The 19,789-nt window shown below is 72.7% G+C and carries 14 protein-coding genes; 9 read left to right on the plus strand and 5 right to left on the minus strand.

Features of this window, described 5'->3' with window-relative positions; translation table 11 throughout:
• Positions 1-207: 207 nt before the first annotated feature.
• Positions 208-1,140, plus strand: coding sequence for an alpha/beta hydrolase (locus tag DMB38_RS31210; RefSeq protein WP_125937952.1), 933 nt, complete (start codon positions 208-210; stop codon positions 1,138-1,140).
• Here DMB38_RS31210 and fxsT read toward each other — a convergent pair.
• The 3 genes from fxsT to fxsB all read right to left on the minus strand — a co-directional run bounded on the left by fxsT (position 1,110) and on the right by fxsB (position 9,430).
• The gene (gene fxsT / locus DMB38_RS31215; protein ID WP_125937953.1) at positions 1,110-5,027 is read right to left on the minus strand and encodes an FxSxx-COOH system tetratricopeptide repeat protein; all 3,918 of its coding nucleotides are present in this window, start codon (positions 5,025-5,027) and stop codon (positions 1,110-1,112) included. The two genes, DMB38_RS31210 and fxsT, sit on opposite strands and share 31 nt — an antisense overlap.
• A complete protein-coding gene (locus tag DMB38_RS31220) occupies positions 5,024-6,355 on the minus strand; it encodes a TIR-like protein FxsC (protein WP_164716146.1) in 1,332 nt (443 codons plus the stop codon). Before DMB38_RS31220 ends, fxsT begins: the two co-directional genes overlap by 4 nt.
• Positions 6,356-6,463: 108 nt before the next feature.
• Positions 6,464-9,430, minus strand: a complete 2,967-nt coding sequence (gene fxsB, locus DMB38_RS31230) for a radical SAM/SPASM protein FxsB, inactivated metallohydrolase extension form (protein WP_276315001.1) — start codon at positions 9,428-9,430, stop codon at positions 6,464-6,466.
• 537 nt (positions 9,431-9,967) lie between these two features.
• Between fxsB and DMB38_RS31235 the strand changes: the two genes are divergently transcribed.
• Entirely contained in the window at positions 9,968-10,885 is a 918-nt protein-coding gene (locus tag DMB38_RS31235; protein ID WP_125937954.1) for a DUF4231 domain-containing protein, read from the plus strand.
• A gap of 38 nt (positions 10,886-10,923) precedes the next feature.
• Here DMB38_RS31235 and DMB38_RS31240 read toward each other — a convergent pair whose 3' ends face one another.
• Together DMB38_RS31240 and DMB38_RS31245 are read right to left on the minus strand one after the other, a co-directional pair.
• The gene (locus tag DMB38_RS31240) at positions 10,924-11,400 is read right to left on the minus strand and encodes a hypothetical protein (protein WP_125937955.1); all 477 of its coding nucleotides are present in this window, start codon (positions 11,398-11,400) and stop codon (positions 10,924-10,926) included.
• Positions 11,401-11,673: 273 nt separating this feature from the next.
• Positions 11,674-12,492 (minus strand): SDR family oxidoreductase, encoded by an 819-nt coding sequence (locus tag DMB38_RS31245; protein WP_125937956.1) that lies wholly within the window; start codon positions 12,490-12,492, stop codon positions 11,674-11,676.
• 132 nt (positions 12,493-12,624) lie between these two features.
• Here DMB38_RS31245 and DMB38_RS31250 point away from each other — a divergent pair, with 132 nt between their 5' ends.
• From DMB38_RS31250 to DMB38_RS31280, 7 genes are all read left to right on the plus strand, one after another.
• Positions 12,625-13,200 (plus strand): TetR/AcrR family transcriptional regulator, encoded by a 576-nt coding sequence (locus DMB38_RS31250; RefSeq protein ID WP_206337774.1) that lies wholly within the window; start codon positions 12,625-12,627, stop codon positions 13,198-13,200.
• Between the two features lie 189 nt (positions 13,201-13,389).
• Positions 13,390-14,118, plus strand: coding sequence for a response regulator transcription factor (locus tag DMB38_RS31255; protein WP_125937958.1), 729 nt, complete (start codon positions 13,390-13,392; stop codon positions 14,116-14,118).
• A complete protein-coding gene (locus DMB38_RS31260) occupies positions 14,115-15,710 on the plus strand; it encodes a HAMP domain-containing sensor histidine kinase (protein ID WP_240662563.1) in 1,596 nt (531 codons plus the stop codon). Before DMB38_RS31255 ends, DMB38_RS31260 begins: the two co-directional genes overlap by 4 nt.
• A gap of 142 nt (positions 15,711-15,852) precedes the next feature.
• Positions 15,853-16,407 (plus strand): hypothetical protein, encoded by a 555-nt coding sequence (locus tag DMB38_RS31265; RefSeq protein ID WP_240662564.1) that lies wholly within the window; start codon positions 15,853-15,855, stop codon positions 16,405-16,407.
• The gene (locus DMB38_RS31270; protein ID WP_125937959.1) at positions 16,404-17,750 is read left to right on the plus strand and encodes a peptidoglycan-binding domain-containing protein; all 1,347 of its coding nucleotides are present in this window, start codon (positions 16,404-16,406) and stop codon (positions 17,748-17,750) included. The genes DMB38_RS31265 and DMB38_RS31270 overlap by 4 nt, the downstream gene beginning before the upstream one ends.
• On the plus strand, positions 17,747-18,520 hold the full coding sequence (locus tag DMB38_RS31275) for an ABC transporter ATP-binding protein (RefSeq protein ID WP_125937960.1): 774 nt from the start codon (positions 17,747-17,749) through the stop codon (positions 18,518-18,520). The genes DMB38_RS31270 and DMB38_RS31275 overlap by 4 nt, the downstream gene beginning before the upstream one ends.
• A complete protein-coding gene (locus DMB38_RS31280; RefSeq protein WP_125937961.1) occupies positions 18,517-19,743 on the plus strand; it encodes an ABC transporter permease in 1,227 nt (408 codons plus the stop codon). The genes DMB38_RS31275 and DMB38_RS31280 overlap by 4 nt, the downstream gene beginning before the upstream one ends.
• Positions 19,744-19,789: the final 46 nt, after the last annotated feature.

Genomic DNA, 19,789 nt, shown 5'->3' on the forward strand with positions numbered 1-19,789 from the left:
TCAACCGGGCGCAGGCACAGCCGCGGCGGCCTCGACCCGGCCTGCCACGGCACGGCGCAGACACGACGAGCCGGAGGTGGGTGAGGAGGTCGCAACGAGCCCGGGAGTCCGGCCGGCTCGGGCGGTACGCGGGTCGTTTCGCGGGCGGAGAGGGCGGGAACTTCTGGGAAGGTGGCCCCAGTTCGGGCCCCGGGGAGGGGATGCGCTGTGCATGATGTCGTGCCGGCGCCCGACCGGGTCCGGACGACGGACGGCCGGATACTGCGGGTGGAGTGCTCAGGAGATCCGTCCGGGCGGCCGGTGTTCCTGCTGCACGGTATGCCGGGGTGCCGCGTCGGGCCCCGGCCACGGCCCATGTTCCTCTACCAGCGGGGTATCCGGCTCATCTCGTACGACCGTCCCGGCTACGGCGGTTCCGACCGCAGGCCGGGGCGCCGCGTGGCCGACGTCGTGGAGGACGTGACCCAGGTCGCCGACGCGCTGGGGCTGAATCGCTTCGTCGTGGCGGGCCGGTCGGGGGGCGCTCCGCATGCGTTGGCCTGCGCCGCGCTGCTGCCACGGCGGGTGACGCGGGCCGCCGCGCTGGTCGGGCTGGCGCCGCGGGACGCGGAGGGGCTCGACTGGTACGAGGGGATGGCTCCCGGCAACGTGCGGGTGTTCCGGACGGCCGCCACCGACCCGGAGCGGTTCGTCGCCCGGCTCATTCCGCGCTCCGCCGCGATCCGCGAGGACCCGGCCCGGCTGCTCAACGAACTGCGCGGCGATCTGACCGACGAGGACCGGCAGATCGTCTCGGACCGCGGCATCCGGGCCATGCTGCTGCGCAACTATCGCGAGGCGCTGCGCAGATCGCCGTACGGATGGGTCGACGACATCCTCGCGCTGATCTCCGACTGGGGCTTCGACCCGGCGGACATCCAGGTGCCGGTGCTGCTGTGGCACGGCAGGAAGGACGCGTTCTCCCCCGTGGCGCACCACTCCTGGCTCGCCGGGCGCATCGCCCGGGCCACGGCTGTGCTCGACCCCGCCGCGGCCCATTTCGCGGCGCTGCGCGCCCTGCCGGAGGCCATCGCCTGGCTGCTGTCGGACACGCCGGCCGCGTCGGGGACTCACACCGCGAGGGGCTCCAGGTCGCGGTAGATGCGCCGGCTGTCGCCCGCGAGCTTCGTCATCCCGTTGTCCTCGCCGAGCTGCCGCCGCAGTTCGGCCATCGCCTCGTCGCGCATCACCCGGGCCTCGTCCGTGTGCCCGAGGGCCTTGAGGGTGAGCGCGGCGTTGGTCACGATGGCCAGAGTCTCCGGATGGTGGCGACCGAGGGAGCTGCCCAGCACCTCCACCGCCTTGGCTTCCAGCTTCCGCGCCTCCTCCCAGCGGCGCTGACCGGCGAGCACGTTGGCGTAGTTGACGGCGCAGAACATCGTGTGCGGGTGCACGTCACCGAGCACCTCCGTCATGCGGGGCAGCACGGCACGGAACACCGTCTCGGCCTCGTCGTCGTCCCCGCAGCCCCAGTGGAAGATCGCGAGGTTGTTGAGCGCCGCCTGGGTGTACGGGTGTGCTTCGCCGGGCACCTTCGTGTACTCGGCGATGGCCTCCCTGGCCACCTCACGCGCCGCTTCGCGCTCGTCGGCGGCGAACAGGTCGGCGGCCATGTTGAGGTCGCAGGCGAGCGAGTCCGGAGTCGCCTCCTCGTACTGGGCCCTGTACTGGGCCCGGGTCGCGGCGGTGAGCCGGCGGGCCTCCTCCAGATGGCCGCTCCTGCGCAACGATACCGCGAGGGACTTGGCACACCGCAGGGTGCCGGGGAAGTCCTTGCCGAGGACTCGCGTGTGCGCCTCGTACGTCCGCTGGAGCAGTGCCACGGCCTCCGCGTAGCGGCCGACCTCGCGCAGGTCGCGGCCGAGCCGCTCGGCGGACGCCAGGGTGTACGGATGGTCCGGGCCGAGGACTTCCTTGCGCATGTCCAGCACGTCCTGGTCCAGCTTGAGGGCGTCGCGGTAACGGCCGTCCAGGCGCAGGGCCAGCGCCAGGTTGTTGGCGGCGCTCAGCGTGCGCCGGTGGGAGCTGTGGAAGATCCGGCTGAAGCCCTCGTGCGCCTCGCGGGCCAGCTCCGCCGCGCGGCCGTAGGAGCTGAGCGCGGCCAGGTCGCTGGCCAGGCTGGACATGGTGACGTACGTGTGCGGATGGTCGGGGCCGAGAGCCTGGCGCTGCTGCTCCAGGAGTTCGGTGTCGATGTCCCGCGCCTCGACGTACCGCCCCTGGGAGCGCAGCACGTTGGCGAGCTGGTTGCGCAGGTACAGGTACTGGACGTCCGTTTCGCCGAGAATCGGCCGCCAGTCGTCGAGGACCTCCTCGGCAAGCTGCTGGGCACGGGGGAAGTCGCCGCGCTTCCACAGATAGCGGACGCGGTCGATCAGCAGCCGGCGGGTCTCGTGGGTGACGCAGTGGGGCGTGTCCGAGGGAAGCAGGTGCGGCCAGATGATGCCGAACTGCGGCCACGTCTCGGGGTCGTCGATCGGTTCCTCGCCGTCGGGCCGGGCGCCGGCGAGAACGGTGTGCACGAGGTGCCGGGCCTCCCGTTGCTCCTCCTCGGTGAGCTGCGAGCGAACGACCGCCTGCACCAGCCGGTGCACCTGCAGGGAGTTGCTCACCTGGTCGATCTTGGCCAGCGCGAACCGGCCTATCTCCCGGATGACGCGGCCGAGCACCAGCTTCTCCTGCAGCGCAGGGTCGTACGGCTTCAGCGCGTCGATCATCTCCCTGCTGTAGAGGAGCTGGGCGGAGATCGGTTCGGGCGCCAGGAACGCACACAGCTCAAGGAGCCGTACGGAGGCGGGGGAGCGCTCCTTGAGCCGGGCGATGGAGATGTTCCACGTCGCCGCCACCGGATGCGGGTAGTCGGCGGGCTGGTTGAGGCTGAGCGTGGCGGTGGTCTGCTCCGCCAGTTGCTGCAGGTAGTCCTCGATCGGAGTCGCCGTCTCCGCGAGCCAGGCGGCCGCCTGCACCACGGCGAGCGGCAGGTCGCCCACGGCGGTCGCCACCCGGTCGGCCTCCTCCGCCGTGAGCCTGGCGTCGTGGCTCATCAGGTGGTCGACGCTCTCCTCGCGGAGGAACACGTCGATGGGCAGCGAGTCGCCGTGCTGTGCCCACGCCTGGTTCCGGGAGGTGATGACGATGTGTCCGCTGCCTTCCGAGGGGAAGTAGTCGGTGAGGGCCTCCGGTTCGGCCGCGTTGTCGAAGACGAGGATCCATCGGCTGGTCGGCTCCCCGCGGGACAGCATCCGCACGGCCTCGCGGCTGGCCATGGCCATGTTCTCGCCGCTGTGCGTGCCGAGCCGGGCGGCGAGCTCGGCGAGTGAGGCGATCACGTTGTCGGTGTTCTCCGCGGAGATCCACCACACCAGGTCGTACTCCGCCATGAACCGGTGCACGTACTCGATGGCCACCTGCGTCTTGCCGACCCCGCCGAGTCCGAACAGCGCCTGGGACCGCGGGAGGACGACCGACATGCCGCTGCTGAGCTGGTCGCGCATCCTCTCCAGGACGACGTTGCGGCCGGTGAACGCGGCGTTGCGCTGGGGGGCGTTCCAGATCCGCGGCGTACTGCCCGGGTAGCGGCAGGCCGAGGGGCCGGTGTCGGCGGGCAGGGCGGGCAGGTCCAGGGCCCCCAGCACGCTCGCCGTATCCGCCTCCTCGTCCACCCGGAGGCTGACCAGGTTGCGGTCGGGGTAGGCGCCGGGTGCGTGTACGTCGTCGAGGCGCAGCGCGACCAGTCCGCCCTGGGGGTTGCCCAGATCGGTCTCGGCCAGGGCGCGCCATGTGGCCTCCCTGCCCCGGGCCTTGAAGAACGACTTCGATAAGAGCACCACCGTGCGGGCCGGGCCGTCCGGCTGCTCCATGGCCCTCACGGAGAGGTCGATCGGTGTGACCTGGCAGCCGGAGCGCGTCAGCAGCGACTCGACCCAGTCGGCCCACATCCGGTTCTCGGCCGCGTACACGAGCACGACGTCGGTCCTCGTAGCCGACGGCCGGCGCCGCGTGAACGCGTCCTTGCACCGCAGTCGCACCGGCTCGGGCATGGTCGGCAGGGCATCCACGTCACCCTCGGTGATCACGTCGGTGAGCCGTTCGAAGGCGGAGAGGAGGGAGCTGGCGAGCCCCGGCTCGTCGCTGACGGTGGCCAGGGTCTCCTCGTAGGCGTAGTACGGCCGGTACGGGATCTCCACGGCACCCCAGTACGCGGTCAGCTCCTCCCCGTCGAGCCCGGCGGGAAGCCCGTCGAACCTCAGCCGGGCCAACGCGCGCCCGGCGTCCATCTTGTCCTTCTCACCCTCGTCGATCCGCATCGGCACCGGCAGCACCCGGATCTCCCGGCCGCGGTAGCCGCCCGCCACGCTCTGGGCCACCAGCGCGGCACCGTCGAGGGACTGGTCGCTGAGCGTGAAGCAGTCGACCAGCACGTCGGGCATGTGGATCGTGCAGATGTCCGCGTTGTCCGACAGGCCGGTGCGGCTGTCGATGAGGACGTAGTCGTACAGGGACTTCATGTCGTCGCGAAGCGCGTCCAGGAACAGGCCGCCGCCGAGCCGCTCGTAGAAGTTGTCCCATTCGAAGGAGGTCACCGTGGCCGAGTACTCGCGGCTCTGCCGGCCCGCCGACAGGAAGTCCAGGCAGCCGTTCTCGGGGAAGCTCCAGCGGAGCCGCCCGGGGTTGAGGGAGACCGCGTGGTCCTCCGTCCTGGCGTACTCCCGGTGCCATTCCCCGACGCGCGGCGGCCCGGTCGTCGCGGCCCAGGAGTACTCGGTGATGATGTCGATGACGCCGGTGGTCGACGCCAGGGTGTTGCCGTCAAGGAACGGGTGGAAGAAGCGGTGCAGCCCGGGGGCCTCCAGATCCCAGTCGACGGCGAGTACGCGCTTGCCGTTGGCGGCGAGGATCCACGCCACGTTGGCGAGGGCCATGGTGCGGCCGGTGCCGCCCTTGTACGAGTAGAAGGTGATGATCCGTCCTTGGGGTCGGGTCGTCATTCCTCTCCTCCCTCGTGGGGGCCCGGGGCGGCGGTCCGCGGTGCCGGGCCCAGGAGACGGGGTCTGGGGACGTGCGGCCCTGTGGGGGGATGTGCATGCGCGTGCTTGAAGAACTGCCCGGCCGCGTGGGCCACGACGGCCGGCAGCACGTCGGTGAACTCCTTCAGCGTGGGCACGCCGTCGACGGCCCGGTGCCAGGGGGCGCGCCGCCCCCGGTCGAGCAGCCTGGGCAGCAGGTCCTCGAGTAACCGGCGCAGCTCCAGGCCCTCGGCGCTGTGGCACTGGACGTCCGAGTCGTTCCAGGGAACGACCACGTTCATCCAGGACTGGGCGTGGTCGTCGAAGCGCCTCAGCTCGTCGCAGTGCTTCCTGGCGGTGACCACCCAGCGGTCGACGATCAGGACGTGCGGCTGGTTGGGCTCGTCGTCACCGACCGGGGTGCCGTCGACGCCGGGCTCCCTCTCCGCGACGAGGGAGGCGTCCGACTCGTCCAGGGAGGAGACGGTGACCCGGTAGTCGAGCGAGCGGATCAGCTCCGCGGCGTGTTCCGACAGCGGGCGGGTGGCCTCGCTGTGGTAGGGGTTCCAGTCCTGCGCCCGCTCCCCGTAGGGCCGGACGTCGCGGTGCTCCGGGATCGTGTCCCGGGTGGGGGCGGCGACCGTCAGCCGGATGCGGCGGGGGCTCTGGCCGCGTGGCTTGAACGCGCTGGGCGTGGCGTGGTAGTCACGGGGGGTGCCGGGCGGCAGCGGCGACTCCTGGGCGACGCGCACGATGTGCTCGGCGAGTTGCAGGACGGTCTCCTGGTACTCGTCCCGCCGCCGGTTGAGCTTGATCAGCCGGTACAGGCCCTCGTTGGCGTGGGTGCCGCCGAAGGCGGAGTTGTCGATGTGCAGGTGCCCTACCGACTCCGGGAGCTGGCTGTAGTCGACGCGTGTCCACATCACGGGCACGATGGCGGGAATGGCACCCAGCCCGCTGGTCCGGGCCTCGACGAGGCGCTGGTTGAACGCGAACAGCTCCCGGCCGCACATCTCGCTGCCGAAGTAGCGGGGCGAGAACAGCGGGATGAAGACCCGGCAGGTGGCGAGATTCTCGGCGAGCTTCTCCGACCAGCCCTCTCCCGACCGCAGCTCCCTGTCCATGAAGCCGGCGGGCGCGCCCGCAGGCAGGTCGGTGAGATGCATGATGTTCTCACACAGGTCCTTGTACAGGACGTGCACCCAGTGGTCGGGATCGCCGCCGCCCTGTTCCCAGCGCGGCATGTGCGCGTAACTGAGAAAGAAGTAGGGCTGGTTGTCCGCCGCCCGCTCCCACCACGCTGTCTCCATGTGACCGCCTCCGGACGGCTGGCCCTCCCGCCGGCGGAGTTGTCCGGGCAGAGGAAGGTGGCCTGCCCCGTATCCCGCCCCCCACGTACGGTCCGCCTCCCACATGCCTCAACGGCGAGACGCGGCCATATGGCTGACCGCGCGGTCGACCGCCTCCTTCATGCCGAACAACGTCGCCCGCTTTCCGGCCACCTGGTCGACACTCAGGAGCTCTGGCGGCAGCATGCGGCCGATCTCGCCGAAGTCCTCGTCGTGCAGGTCGAGATCCTCGTACGCGAACCAGTATCCCTTCTCCCGCAGCACGCAGCGATAGGTTCGCAGGGGGCGGGCCGGATTCATCCGGTACTCGGCGAGGTGGAAAGAGCTGCACACCTCGAACCCCACACCCAGCAGCAGCACCTGGGCCCCGTCCCGGTAAAGCCGGGCCAGCGGCGAGCGTTCCCCGAGATGGCAGGTCACGTCGTGCTCGTCGAGCAGCTCTGCCGCCCGTGGTCCGAGGCCGGCGAACGAGGTCTGGGGATGTGCGCTGCGCACGGCACCGGGCGTGGTGCGCACGCATTCCGCCAACGCTCCCATGCCTGGACACGGGGTGGTCTCGGGCTCGAACGGCGGCATCGAGGCACGGAATCGCGCCTTCTCCCGCTCGTTCATGCCCGCGGTACGTGCGCGGTGGGCGGAGGAGGTGTCGGAGTTCTCCGGCGTGAAGGCCGGGACGACCAGGGTGCCGTCAGGGCCGAGGGCGTCCAGCAGCGCGTCCCGCACCTCGTCGGGAGAGAGTCCGCTGCCGCCCAGAGAGGCGTGCACGAGGAGGGAGCCGCCCTCCCGTACGCCCAGCCCGCGGAAGAATCCGGCCAGCCGGGCGACATGGCCGTGCTGCTCGGCCCACTGCGTCCACAGGCCGCCCGCCAGCACCGCGCCGTTCGGCGTGAGCTCGCGTCGCGGCCGGGTGCCGAGCCGCACCAGGGCCCGGCCGGCCCGGCCGAGCGCGTCGCCGCGGCGGGCCGCACCCCCGGCCCGGTCCCGCTGCCAGAAGGACGCCTTGCCGACCCAGTCGTCCGCTTCGTCCAGCAGCCGCTCGGCGGGACTGCCGGGCACGGCCAGGTCCGCCGACTCCCGCAACGCGGCGAACCTCGCCCGCCGCGCGACACGCGGCAGGGCGCGGGCGAACTCCGCTGGGTCGACGTCGACGGCCACGCCCAGCGCACCCAGCCCGTGGGCACCCAGTCTCAGTCCCGCACCCGGCGCCAGCGGGGTGACGGTGGTGACGAGCCAGGCGCCGTCGCTCTCCCACCAGCCGGGTGTGCGTTCGCGCAGCAGGGCGCATCCGCCGGCCAGCCGTTCGAGGAACGCGTCGAGGTCGTCGGGGCTCAGCGGACCGGCGGCGGGGAAGGGGAAGCAGTCGCGGTACGGATCGGCGTCGTCGACGAGGAGGCGCGGGCCGGTCGAGCCGTCCCGGCCGGCCGCGGAGTCCCACGAGCGCAGCGGCCGCCACCGCTCGGGGTCGCCGGTGCCGGAGGAGTCCGGGCCCCGCCGCACGGTGATCCGGCCGCCGGAGGACCGGACCCCGACCATGCCGGGACCGGGCAGCCGCAACGTCCCCAGTGTCGGCAGGTGCAGCTCCGGCGTCGCGTGGTCCCACGTCAGCGCCGCCTCCGCCCGCGCCCGTACGGCGGCGGCCATGGCGATGGCGGGCAGCAGGCCGGCGTCGGCCGGCTCCTCCCCGGAGAGAGCGCGGCGCAGGGCGGTGCGGACGTAGGGGTGGGCGAGCAGGGCGTTGAGCTGGAGGGCTGCGGCCTCGTCGGAGTCGAGGCGCACCAGGAGCCGCCACGCCTCGTCCCAGTCCGCCGTCCCGGCGTGCCGGTGGTGCAGCCGGGCGAGCAGGTCGCGGGTCTGCCGCTCCTGGGCGAAGCGGAGTTCGTCGTCGCTGTACACCGCCGGACTCGGGGTCCTGTCCGTGATCCGTTCGGCCACCCCGTCGACGAGGGCCCGCAGGTCGGCGCAGTACACGGACGGATTGTCGAAGCCGCGCTCCGCGCTGTACCGGTGCGCGTACAGGCCGCCGCCGCAGGACTCCACCACCGGGCAGCGGCGGCACTCGGCGCTGACCCCGTCGATGCCCGACTGACGGGCCCGTACGCCCGGATGCTCGGCCAACTCCGCGAAGCCGTTCCAGTAGACGTCGTATCCGGTGGCCGCCGCCCCGTGGTAAGCGGTCTTGAGCGAGTCAGCCTGCTCGAACGAGCCGTCGGTCTCCACCACCGCCAGGTCCGAGGGCGCCAGCCCCATGGCCTCGGTGAGGCTGGGGCCGTGGCGCAGGGTGCTGAGCACCGACTCGAAGGTGCGCACCCGGACGCTGCGGCCCTCGCGCTGCCATACATCGAAGATCTTCAGCAGCCAGTCGGCGTACGGCGTCGGGGAACCCGCGTCCGGCCGGGGCGGTGGGCTCTCCCAGGTGGAATGGGGCAGCAGGTAGTCGATACGGGGTGGGTCGAGCGCCGTGAGCGCCCTGTGCACGGCTACGGGGTCGTTACGCAGGTCGACCGTGCAGAGCAGACCCGCGAACAGGTGACGGTACTCCGGCGTGCGCAGCAGCCGGACCGCGCGGACGACCCGGTCGTAGCTGCTTGTGCCCCTGCGGTCGCGCCGGTGGAGGTCGTTGGCGGCCCGGTCGCCGTCGAGGGAGACGCTGACCTTGACGCCGAACTCGCGGAAAACCTCCAGATGGCGGGTGCCGAGCTGAACGCCGTTGGTGTGGATGCGAAGGTCGAGGCGGGCGACCCGGGTGATGGTCCGGGTGAGCTCCGCACACGTGCTGCGGAGCCGGGCGGGACCCGCGAGCAGGGGCTCGCCGCCGTGCAGGATCACCGAGACGGAGTCGAGGGCCCGTTCTTCCGCGTAGGCGGCGAGCCGGTGGGCGACGTGCTTGACCGTGTCCTCGGAGATGACGACCGGCCGCGCTCTCCAGCTCTGGTCGGCGTGCTCGTACACATAGCAGTGATCGCAGGCCAGGTCGCATCTGCTGTGCACCTTGAGGACAACCTGCCGGAGAGGAGGGCGGGTCGGGATGCTCGTCACACTCAAGTGTCCCAGGCTTCGCCGCGTCCCGAAGCCCGCACGTGCCGTGTTAGCAGGGTCTTGCTGTTCTCACCGGGAGTGACCGCGATTCCGCGACGTCACGGTGCACCCGATCGGGCGGCAGCAGGACGGGGTCAGAGCGCCGAGTCGAAGGTGATCGGCCTCGTGGGCGTTGTGCCCGCGAAGTCCGTCACACGCCAGGCGGAACGCAGTGCCTCGGTGCAGTCGGGATCAACGGCAGAAAGAGGGACGTGCTGCTTGCTCGTCGGCCGGGGGGTGGAAGATCGCCGCTTCAACGCGGTCACTGGAAGGCGCATGAATCCAGACCTTTGGCTCGGGCCAGCCGCCCCGGCTCAGCCTGGGATCTTCAGCCGATCACCTGGAGAGGACTGGAACTGTCCGACGATTCCTGCCGGAAAACCCCGGCCGGGAGCACGGAGTGTATAGCACCGTGGTGGACTTGAAGTGGACAGGGCCCGAGTGATTAGCCCACAAGGCGGGTAGGAGCGAAGGCACCTTCGTGGGTGGGGGGCGGGAATGGCCGCTGCGAGAACTCCGGGGCCGAGTACCACATTACGTGACCAGGATCTTCCGCCGCTGTTCCGCGTGAACGACCTCGAGGCGATCGCCCGGCAGCGGGAATCCTTTCAGTCGTTACGCCGGCATCTGACGATCCTGCTTCTGGCCGCCACCGCGGCGATGGTCGCCGAGCAGATGGACAGCCGGGCGCCGACCGCCCTCGCGGCGGTCCTGTACGGGCTGACGATCGCCGTCGGGCTGCACACCGCCCGCCGGCGGGCGCGGGCCGCGTGGCAGGTGCACCGGGCCGTCGCCGAGACCGTCAAGTCGCTGGCGTGGCACTACATGGTCCGTGGCGGTCCCCTCCACGCCGGTGTGCCCAACCCGGAGGCACTGTTCGCGGAACGCCTGGAGGAACGCCTCAACGAACTGCGGCAAGTGGGATGGGAGGACTCCCGCGCCACCTCCGACCTGCTCGGGACCGGGCAGATCACCCCGGCCATGCGCGCGGTACGGGCCGGGTCCTTCGAGGCCCGCCGCAACTTCTACCTGCGGGAACGAGTGCTGGAACAGCTCGTCTGGTACCGGAACAAATCAGTCCAGGAGCACCAGTCCGCCGTCCGCTGGTCGGCGGTGACCGCCGGCCTGACGTTCTTCGCGCTGCTGGCGGCGGTGCTGCGCACCCTGGGGATGACTGGCGGCTGGGACCTCACCGGCCTGCTCTCCGCGGCCGCGGCCGCCGCGGTGGCCTGGCATGAGGTGCGGCGGCACCGGCCGCTCACCTACGCCCATTCCCACATCGAGCAGGAACTGGACGGGATGCGCGTCGCCATGGGCACCACGGTGACGGAGGAGTGCTGGGCGGACGCGGTGGCGGAGACGGAGCGGCTGGTCTCCCCCCAGCACACCGACTGGCTGGGGCGGTTCGGCTCCTGACGGCTTCCGGCCCGCGGGGCGCGAGGGCCGCGGCGGACTCACCGCCGGCGCACCCCGGGGCTCCACACCACGGTCACGGGGACACCGGCGCGGTGCGCGTACGCCACCACATCCCCCGTGCCGCCCGGCCCCCGCGCGGGACACCCGTCCCAGACGGCGACCATGGAGTCGACGTGATCGACGATCCAGCGCCCCGCCGCGCGGTAGGCCGCCTCGTCGCTCGCCTCGCGCGGCAACCGCACCTGGGACACGCTCGACGTCAGCAACCGGCGGTAGGCGGTGAGCGCGTCTCCGGTGCCGAGGCTCCGCTCGTAGTCCATGCCGGGGATGACCGCGGTGACGGGGACGCCGCAGCTCAGGGCGATGTCCGCGAAGAGCTGGTCGGCACCCGCCGCGAGACTGCTGAGCGCTGCCACCACGCCGCGCCTGCACAGCGCCGCCCGGATCCCCGAGCGCACGGACTCCAGGGCGGCGGCGGGAATGTCCCGGTGTCCGGTCACGCCGATCCGCGTCACGGCCACAACCTCCGATACTCAGGTCGGAGTCAGCGTGCGGGGGCGCGTGCTCCAGTCGGCGAAGGGCTGGGGGTACCGCCACAGGCCCCGGCGGCGGCGAGCGCCACACCCCCGTTGGCGACCACCTCGACGTGGTCGTGATGCGGCGGGCTGGGTTTACGGTACAGGCGTCGACTCGGGCTCGACAAAAGGTCAACTAGCCCCTTGGACATACTGTTTATACATATGTGACGAAATTCGGTAAGCCGGTTGGCGCCTGCGTCTCGGTAGGTCTCATGCGGTGTGTTCCGGCAGTGCCGGGGTGGGGGCCGGGGGAGTCAGGACCTTGCGGGTGATGCGTTCGGAGATGGCGGCGACCAGGGTGCGGGGGCGGCGGGGTGCCAGGTGTGCGGTCAGGGCGTTGCCGAGGCCGGGGGCGACGTAGGCGCGGTCGCGCTCCAGCGCGCGCAGTGCGGCGCGTACGACGGGCTCGGGGGTGGTCATGGAGCCGGTGACGGCTGCTCGGCGGGTGCCGATGGTGTCGAAGAAGGCGGTCTCGACCGGGCCGGGGCACAAGGTGAGGACGCGGATGCCGCGGCGGCGGTACTCCTGGCGCAGGGCGAGGCCGAAGTTGAGCACGAACGCCTTGGCCGCGCCGTAGACGGCGAAGTACGGGGCAGGCTGGAAGCCGGCGTTGGAGGCGACGTTGACGACCCGGCCGCGGCCGCGTTCCAGCATGCCGGGCAGCAGCTCGTGGGTGAGGTCGACGAGTGCGACGACGTTGACCATGAGCTGGTCGTGGTCGCGCGCTGCGGGTATCTCCTCGAAGCGGCCGCAGGTGCCGAAGCCGGCGTTGTTGATCAGCAAGTCGACGCTCAGATCGCGGGCGGTGAGCTGCCCTGCGATGCGGCGGGCCGCGTCCGGCTCGGCGAGGTCCTGGACCAGCACGTGGGCGCGGACGCCGTGTTCGGCGGTGAGGCGCTCGGCGAGGGAGGCGAGGCGGTCGCCGGAGCGCGCCACCAGGACCAGGTCGTGTCCGCGTGCGGCGAGCTGCGCGGCGAACTCCGCGCCCAGACCGGACGATGCTCCGGTGACGAGGGCAGTGCTGTGCATGAGTTCTCCTTCAGCCGAGGTTAACTGGGAGGATTATGTATCATCAACTGAGCTAACTGCAACATCGCTGATGCATATATGAGGGAGACGGCGTCACGGATGTATGGTGTTTCCCCTGGTGGTGGAGGCGTGATGGGTGAGACGGCGGCACGAGCGTTGCGGGCGGACGCGGAGCGGAGCGTGCGCGCGATCCTGGAGGCGGCCGAGCAACTGCTCGCCCAGGAGCCGGGAGCCTCCATGGAGCAGATCGCGGCGGCGGCGGGAGTGGCCCGCACGACGATCCACCGGCGGTTCGCCAACCGGCAGGCGCTGATCGAGGCGCTGGCCACGTCCGCGGCCCGCCAGCTCGCCCAGGCGGTGGAGGACGGCCGGCCGGACACCGCGCCGCCTCTGGTGGCGATGCACCGGATCACCGCCAACGTGCTCCAGGTGAAGAGCGCCTGGAGATCCGCCCTGGAGTTGCCCGCAGATCCGGACAGCGAGGCCGCTGTCCTCCATCAGGACATCGCTCGCAGATGCATCGCCCTGCTGAAGCGCGCCCAGGACGACAAGCTCATCGACGAAGCCGCCGACCTCGACTGGGTGCGCAGGGTCTACTACGCGCTCATCGGGGAATCCCTGCACGGCAACGCGGACGGCGCCGACCCCGATACCCTCGCCGCCCGCATCATCGACACCCTGCTGCAAGGCGCCGCCCCACGCGCTTGAGCGGGTGTCGGCGCCCCTCGGGCACACCATCACCCCGTGCCCGGCACCCGTGCCTCACCTGGAGCAGGGGCCGGGGCGCCGGGGGAGTGGTCCCCGGTGCGGGGCAAGGGCCGGGCGCCCGGGTCTTGTTGTGGTGGTGTTCAGGTAGCTCTCAGGGTTCTTTGAGGTTTCTCCTTTACACCGGAAGGTGTGACCCCCAGTCCTGACGCCCCCGCCACCGTCCTTGTCGTCGATGACGAGGAGAACATTCGCGACCTGCTGTCGCAGACGCTGCGGCTGGTCGGGTTCGACGTGCGGACGGCGGCGAGCGGGTTCGAGGCGCTGACGGCGGCCGAGGCGAAGGCTCCGGGGCTCGTGGTGCTGGACGTGATGCTGCCGGACATCGACGGGTTCGAGGTGGCCCGGCGGCTGCGTGCCGGCGGGGGGAAGGTGCCGGTGCTCTTCCTGACGGCACGGGACACGGTGGCCGACCGGGTGGCCGGCCTGACGGCGGGCGGTGACGACTACGTGGCCAAGCCGTTCAGCCTGGAGGAGGTGGTGCTGCGGATCCGGGCCATCCTCCGGCGTACCCGGGCGGTCCCGGCGGAGCCGGCCGCGCCGGCGGAGAGCGAGGTGCTGCGCTACGCGGATCTGGAGCTGGACGAGGGCGCGTACGAAGTGCGCCGCGGCGGGCGCCTGGTGGAGCTGACGCCGACGGAGTTCAGGCTGCTGTGGTTCCTGCTGGCGAACGCCGGGCGCGTGGTCAGCAAGGCACAGGTCCTCGACCGGGTGTGGTCCTACGACTTCGGCGGCGACAGCCGGATCGTCGAGTCGTACGTCTACCACCTGCGCAAGAAGCTCGACGCGCACGGGCCGCGGCTCATCCACACCGTGCGCGGCGTCGGCTACGCGCTGCGCCTGCCGCGGGAGGGGAGTTGACGCACCGGCCACCGCCGCCTGCCGCCCCGGCGCCGCGGCGCGGCAGGCCGCGGTTGCGGGCGCGGGGCTGGCGCCGCTGGACGCTGCGGGCGCGGCTGGCGGTGGTGACCGCGGCGCTGGCCGCGCTGGCCCTCGTCGCCGTCAACGGTGCGGCCCTGCTGCTGCTGCGGGCGTACCTCGTCGACCGCGTGGACCAGCAACTGGCCAACACAGGCAGTTCGTCGGCCCTCGACCGGGAGCGCATCGCGGAGCTGAAGGCGGGGCCCCTGGGCGACGGCGGTTCGGCCGGGCACATCCTGTCGCAGCGCGCCGGGGCCACGACCCGGATCTACGCGGTCGCCGGGGACGGCGGCATCGAGCAGTTTCCCGAGGAGGCCGAGTCGCCGGGGCCGCGGCTGCCGGAGCGCGCCGAGTTGGCCGCGCGCGCCGGCGACCCGCCGTTCACGGTGCCCGCCGAGGAGGGGGACGCCGACTGGCGCGTGGCCGTGGGGCCCAAGGGGGCCGACGAGGATGACGAGTTGACGGTGACGGCCACCTCTCTGGCGACGGTGCAGGCCACGTACGAGCGGCTGCTGCTGATCGACCTGGCGGTCACCGCCGGTGTGCTGGCGGTGCTGGCGGTCACCGCGGCGCTGGTCGTCCGGGTGGGCCTGCGGCCGCTGACGCGGATGACGGTGACCGCCGGCGCCATCGCCGCAGGCGACTTCTCCCGCCGGGTGGACGACGCGGACGTGCACACCGAGCCGGGCCGGCTCGGCCGGGCGATGAACGCGATGCTCGCCCGGGTGGAAGCGGAGATGGCCGCCCGGGTGCTGTCCGAGCAGCGGCTGCGCCGGTTCCTCGCGGATGCGTCCCACGAGTTGCGTACGCCGCTGACGTCGATGCGCGGCTTCGCCGAGCTGTACCGGCGCGGTGGGGACCCGGCGGATGCGATGCGGCGGATCGAGGCCGAGGCACAGCGGATGGGCGTGCTGGTGGAGGATCTGCTGCTGCTCGCGCGGCTGGACGAGCAGCGCGGGCTGGAGCGGCGCCCCGTCGACATGCTGGAGCTCTGCGCGGACCTGCTGCGCGATCTGCACGCCAGGTCGCCGGGGCGGCACATCCGCCTGGCCGGGCTGGACGACGCGGGCCTGCCCGAGCCCGTGGTGGTGCCCGGGGACCCGCTACGGCTGCGGCAGGTGGTCGGCAACCTGCTGGCCAACGCCGACCGGCACACCCCGCCGGACGCCGTCATCACGGTGCGGGTGGGACGGGCCGCCGCGGGCGGGCATCCGGTGGGCAGGGGCCCTCAGCCGGTCGCCGGCCGGAACGCGGGGGACGGCGTCGTCGCGGTGGCGGGCACCGGACCAGCCGCGGGGACGGCGGCCGCGGTGGTGGAGGTGGCCGACACCGGCGCCGGTGTGCCGGCCGGGCACGCCCCGTACGTCTTCGAGCGGCTCTACCGGGCCGACACGGCGCGCCCGCGCGGCGGCAGCGGTCTCGGCCTCGCCATCGCCGCCGGACTGGCGCAGTCGCACGGCGGGCGCATCGAGCTGGCCGACCGGCCTGCCGGTTCGGGGGCGGTCTTCCGGCTGCTGCTCCCGGTGGAGTGAGGCGGCCGATTCCGCCCGTACTCCGCGCTCGTGCGTGACTTCCAGCTTTCTTTCAGGCGCCGTCGAGGCGCGGCGCAGAGCACGGCCAGGCTGGGCTGCCAGCATCGCCGCTCGTAGCGAAGAGCGACGAGGAGGAGCGGCGATGAAGCGCAACAGGAATGGGATACGCATGCGGGCGACCGCGGCGTTGCTGGCGGCGCTGGCGGTATCGTCCACGGGGCTGCTGGCCGGCTGCGGATCCGGCGGGGACGAGAGCTCTCAGGTGGCCACCGTGGAGGACGGGAAGTCCGGCGGCGCCAAGGACGACTCGGACGGTGACGACGCGGCGCAGGCGCAGGAGTTCGTCGACTGCATGCGCGCCAACGGCATCGAGATGGAGGACCCCGATCCGCAGACGGGGAAGCTGAACCTCGAGGAGATCGTCGGCGGCGGCGCCGACCGGAAGGCGCTGAGCGAGGGACTCGACGCCTGCCGTGACGTGGCCCCGCAGTCGTTGCAGGACGCGGGGGAGAGCAAGCAGAACCCGGAGGCGCTGCAGGAGTTCACCGACTGCATGCGCGACAACGGCGTGGCGATGGAGGACCCGGGCCCCGAGGGCATCGACCCCCAGGCCATGCCGACGGAGGACGCCGACTACCAGAGCGCGCTGGACACCTGCCGCGACAAGCTCGTCGTGGGCTCCGGAGGCGACCGGTGACCCCCGGGGACGACACCGGCAGGCAGCACGGTGCGGCCGAGGACGCCGGTTTCGAGGGCGGTGCCGTCGAGAGCGGTGCCGTCGAGGGCGGCGGCTTCGAGGACGGCGCCGGGACCGGCACCGTGGCGCCCGAGGCGCCGAAGCGGAGCCGCCGCGGGGGACGTTCGGCACGTGCCGTCGGGGCGGGCGCCGCCGTCGTCACCGTGGCGTGCGTGGTCGGCATCGCCGCCACCGGCGCCTTCGGCGGTGCCGGCGGCGAGCCGGAGGCGACCGCGCCGTCCGCCCCGCCGAAGACGGCGAAGGTGGAACGCACCACGCTCACCCGCACCGAGACCGTCGACGGCAACCTCGGCTACGGGACCGCCACCGCCGTCCAGGCCGCCGCCCCCGCACCGCCCGCGACCGGCGGCGACTCCTCCGGCCCGGCGGCCGGGTCCGCCGGCTCCGGCTCCTCCCAGGACGGGCAGGGCGACGGGGCCGCGGCCGGCAGCGGCGTCGTCACCTGGCTGCCGGACCCCGGTGACGTCGTCAAGCGCGGCGCGGCCGTCTACAGCATCGACGAGGCCAAGGTGCCGCTGCTGTACGGCTCGACCCCCCTCTACCGCACCCTCGACGTGGGAGCCGAGGGCAAGGACGTCCAGATGCTCGAAGCCAACCTCGCGGCGCTCGGCCACTCCGGCTTCACCGTCGACGACACGTACACGGACGGCACCGCGAGCGCCGTCGAGAGCTGGCAGGAGGACCTCGGGCGCGAACAGACCGGCACCGTCGCCACCGGGGACGCCGTCGTCGCCGGCGGGGCCAGGCGGATCGCGGACGTCCAGGCCGTACGCGGCAGCGCCCCCTCGGGGTCCATCCTGACGTGGACCGGCACCGAGCGGATCGTCACCGTCGACCTGGAGGTGCAGTACGAGGATCTGGTCGACGAGGGCACCGAGGGCACCGTCGAGCTGCCCGACGGCACCACCGTGGCCGCCGAGGTCACCGACGTGGGCACCGCGGCCACCGCCGAGCCCGCCGACGCCGGCGGAGGCGACGCGGCGCCGGGCACCGCGGCGGAGGCCACGCTGCCGGTCACCCTGGCGGTCGGGAAGCAGAAGGAATTGGGCCGCTACGAGGCCGCGCCCGTCGACGTCACGGTCACCGCCGAGACCCGCGAGGACGTGCTCGCCGTGCCGATCAACGCCCTGGTGGCGCTCCAGGAGGGCGGCTACGCGCTGGAGACGGTCGGCGCCAAGGGCATCGCGTACGTGCCCGTCGAGCTCGGCATCTTCGCCGGCGGCATGGTCGAGGTCTCCGGCAAGGGCGTCAGCGCCGGCATGGTCGTGGGGGTCCCGAAGTGACCGACGTGAACGGCGCCCCCGCCACCCCCGTGCTGGAGCTGCACGGCGTGTCCAAGACGTACGCGGACGTGCACGCCCTCACCGGCGCCGACCTGACCGTACGCCGCGGCGAACTCCTCGCCGTCGTCGGCCCGTCCGGCTCCGGCAAGTCCACCCTGCTCCACATCATGGGCACCCTCGCCCGCCCCACCACCGGCGCCGTCCGCGTGGACGGCCACGCCATCGACGAGCTGACCGACCGTGAGCTGTCGGCGCTGCGGGCCACCGCCATCGGCTTCGTCTTCCAGCAGTTCCACCTGGCGCCGGGGGTACGGGCGCTGGACGCCGTCGCCGACGGGCTGCTCTACAGCGGCCGGCCGCTGCGCCGCCGGCGCCGGCTGGCCGAGCAGACGCTGCGCCGCGTCGGCCTCGGACACCGGCTCGGGCACGAGCCGCACCAGCTCTCCGGCGGCGAGAAGCAGCGCGTCGCCATCGCCCGCGCGGTGGCCGGCGCACCGGCGCTGCTGCTCGCCGACGAGCCCACCGGTGCGCTCGACTCCCGCTCCGGGGCGGCGGTGATGGAGCTGCTCTACGGCCTGCACCGGGCCGGCACGACCGTCGTCGTCATCACCCACGACCGGGAGATCGCCGCCGCGCTGCCCCGCGAGGTACGGCTCAGGGACGGGCGGATCGAGACCGACATCGCCGGCCGGGGCGGCCGCACCGGCCTCTCACATGCCGGCCGTCCCGGCGCCCGCGACCGCCGCGCCCTCCGGGAGGCAAGGCCATGACCGCCACCGCACCACCGGCCGCCCCCGCCCGGCGCCCCCGGCCCGCCCGGCTCAGCCCGCTCGACGTGCTGCGCACGGGCGGCTCCGGGCTGCGCTCGCGTCCCACGCGGGTGTTCCTCTCCGCGCTCGGCATCGCCATCGGCATAGCCGCGATGATCGGCGTGGTCGGCATCTCGACGTCCTCGACGGAGGAACTGGACCGCAAGCTCGACGCACTGGGCACCAACCTGCTCACCGTCGCGCCCGGTGAGACCGTCGGCGGCGGCGAGGCCCACCTGCCTGCCGAGGCCACCGAGATGATCGGCGACATCGCTCCCGTCCGGTCCGTCTCCGCCGTCGGCCTGACCGAGGGCCGGGTCTACCGCAACGACCGCATACCGCCTGAGGAGACCGGCGGCATCGGCGTCTACGCGGCACGCACCGACCTGCCCGCGACCGTCGGCGCCCGGGTCACCGGCGGGCGCTGGCTGAACACCGCCGACACCGGCTACCCGGCCGTCGTACTCGGCCCCGACGCTGCGGCCCAACTGGGCGTGCACGCCGCCGGACCCGAGGTGCAGGTCTGGCTGGGCGGCCGGTGGTTCACCGTCGTCGGCCTGCTCGCCCCCACGGAGCTCGCTCCCGAACTCGACGCCGCCGCCCTCATCGGCTGGCCGGCCGCGAAGCAGGAGGTCGGCTTCAACGGCTACGCGACCACCATCTACACCCGCACCGAGGAAACGGCGGTCGAGGACGTCCAGGCCGTGCTCGGCGCCACGGCGAACCCGCAGGAGCCGACCTCCGTCGAGGTCTCCCGCCCCTCCGACGCGCTGGCGGCCAAGGAGGCCACCGACGACGCGCTGAACGGGCTGCTGCTCGGACTCGGCGCGGTGGCGCTTCTGGTCGGCGGCGTCGGGGTGGCCAACACCATGGTCATCTCGGTGCTGGAGCGGCGCGCGGAGATCGGCCTGCGCCGCTCGCTGGGCGCCACCCGCGGCCAGATACGCACCCAGTTCCTCTGCGAGTCGCTGCTGCTGTCCGCCCTCGGCGGGATCGGCGGCGTCCTGCTGGGCATCGGCGTCACCGCCGGCTACGCCTCGTACCAGGGCTGGCCCGCCGTCGTACCCCTGTGGGCGATGGCCGGCGGTGTCGGCGCGACCCTCGCCATCGGCGCGCTCGCGGGCTTCTACCCCGCCGTCCGCGCCGCCCGCCTGCCCCCCACGGAAGCCCTCGCCGCCACGTGACACTCACCGGCGACCTCGGGCCCCACGACGCCCGCCGAGCCCGCGC

The organism is Streptomyces sp. WAC 06738 (genome assembly GCF_003945505.1).
Taxonomy (GTDB): domain Bacteria; phylum Actinomycetota; class Actinomycetes; order Streptomycetales; family Streptomycetaceae; genus Streptomyces.

Bases quoted from the DNA above. Each gene is read 5' to 3' on its own strand.
- fxsT (WP_125937953.1), bottom strand. From the start codon at position 5,027: ATGACGACCCGACCCCAAGGACGGATCATCACCTTCTACTCGTACAAG.
- DMB38_RS31220 (WP_164716146.1), bottom strand. From the start codon at position 6,355: ATGGAGACAGCGTGGTGGGAGCGGGCGGCGGACAACCAGCCCTACTTC.
- DMB38_RS31235 (WP_125937954.1), top strand. From the start codon at position 9,968: ATGGCCGCTGCGAGAACTCCGGGGCCGAGTACCACATTACGTGACCAG.
- DMB38_RS31245 (WP_125937956.1), bottom strand. From the start codon at position 12,492: ATGCACAGCACTGCCCTCGTCACCGGAGCATCGTCCGGTCTGGGCGCG.
- DMB38_RS31250 (WP_206337774.1), top strand. From the start codon at position 12,625: ATGGGTGAGACGGCGGCACGAGCGTTGCGGGCGGACGCGGAGCGGAGC.
- DMB38_RS31265 (WP_240662564.1), top strand. From the start codon at position 15,853: ATGAAGCGCAACAGGAATGGGATACGCATGCGGGCGACCGCGGCGTTG.
- DMB38_RS31280 (WP_125937961.1), top strand. From the start codon at position 18,517: ATGACCGCCACCGCACCACCGGCCGCCCCCGCCCGGCGCCCCCGGCCC.